Source organism: Vibrio sp. SG41-7 (assembly GCF_014164465.1).
In the GTDB taxonomy this organism is placed as follows: domain Bacteria; phylum Pseudomonadota; class Gammaproteobacteria; order Enterobacterales; family Vibrionaceae; genus Vibrio; species Vibrio splendidus.
In genome coordinates, this window is record NZ_JACJFF010000275.1 from 1 (window position 1) to 1,692 (window position 1,692).

General features: G+C 51.7%; 1 protein-coding gene. It reads left to right on the top strand.

Translation table 11 applies throughout. The features are described 5' to 3' along the window. Positions 1-308: 308 nt before the first annotated feature. A complete protein-coding gene (gene ltrA, locus H5300_RS26580) occupies positions 309-1,634 on the top strand; it encodes a group II intron reverse transcriptase/maturase (RefSeq protein ID WP_220503594.1) in 1,326 nt (441 codons plus the stop codon). The last annotated feature ends 58 nt before the right edge of the window (positions 1,635-1,692 follow it).

Consider the following 1,692-nt stretch of genomic DNA (forward strand, 5'->3'; position numbering starts at 1 on the left):
AGCGTAAAAGGCAAGCTCAAGGCAATGCCTCCCGGGGTCGGAGACCCTGTGCATGCAGAGAAATTCAACGTACGGAACCTGAGAGATCCTGTTCGGGCCTTTCTAACGGAAGGAGCCTGTAGTGCAAACCCGCAAGGTGAACCGTAGGGATGAGCAGGAAGTCGGATGAACTCATAGTACCGCGGAAACCAGCGAACAAAACCAGTGAAGTGGTTGCGGAGTTGGTGGAGGGAAGGGGTTCAACCAAGAGCAACAGCCAACACTGCGCCCCCGGCCGGACTCAGCGCCGGAGTTCCGGGACGTCCCGCTTGCTGGCTGTACGTCAACTTGCAAAGAGGAACAAGAAACAAACATTTAATAATCTGTTCTCACTCATAGATGAAGAGTTACTTGTCACGAGTTTTAACCAACTCAAAAGACAATCAGCAGCAGGATGTGATGGTGTTACCTGGCAGGCCTATGAACAGACATTGCCTTCTAACATTCAGGCACTCCTACTGTCGCTGAAACTGGGGCGGTATCGTCCAAAACCAGCAAGGCGAGTCTTCATCCCCAAGGAAGATGGCTCACAAAGGCCACTTAGTATCATCTGTCTGGAAGATAAGATAGTACAACAAGCGGTTGTCACTATCCTCAACCAGATTTATGAGATGGACTTCCTTGGTTTTTCCTATGGCTTTCGGCCTGGGCGAGGGCAACATGATGCACTTGATGCGTTATCAGTTGCTATTAAACGCAACCGGGTAAACTGGGTACTGGATCTGGACATCAGCAAGTTCTTTGACACCATTGAACACGACTGGATGCTACGGTTCGTGTCACACAGGGTATCTGATAAGCGTATGCTCAGGCTGATCACCCAGTGGCTGAAGGTAGGCACGCTGGATGAACATGGGCACAGAATGCAGTCCGATATCGGCTCACCACAGGGTGCTGTGATCTCGCCATTGCTGGCTAATATTTACCTCCACTATGTCTTTGACCTGTGGACACATAAATATAGACAGGCATGCCTAGGTCGAGTTAGCGTAGTGCGCTACGCCGACGATAGTGTCCTGGGGTTTGAGTCGAAAGAAGACGCGGAGCAATATCTGGTAGCGCTATCAGCCCGGATGGAAAAGTTTGGGTTGAAGCTCCACCCGGATAAAACAAAGCTGATCCCATTCGGAGCGAGTGCGGCAAGAGAAGCGCACGAAGCCAGGGAGCGGAGCAGCAGTTTCGACTTCCTCGGTTTTACCCATTATATGGGGCGGACCCGGAAAGGGTGGTTCACGGTGAAGCGGAAGACCAAGCGCTCTCGATTACGAGGGCAGCTTAAGCAGATCCGTCAGGAGCTTAAAAGAAAACGACTGCACCGGCCAATAGGTGAGACAGGTTCATGGCTGAACAGGGTGGTGATGGGGCACATGAATTACTATGCGGTCCCGCATAACCTGAAATCAGTTGGAATGTTTATTCTTGAAGTAAAGAAAGCATGGCTACAAGCCCTGAAAAGGCGAAGCCAACGCAAAAGGATGCCGTGGGAGCGATTCAGTCATTATCTGGCATTGTGGATCCCGTCCCCACGAATAATGCATCCATACCCTGATAAGCGATTTGACGGTATGACTCGAGGTAGGAGCCGGATGCGTTAGTAGCGCACGTCCGGATCTGTGCGGGGGGTGGCAGGTGACTGCCATTCCTACCGCGACC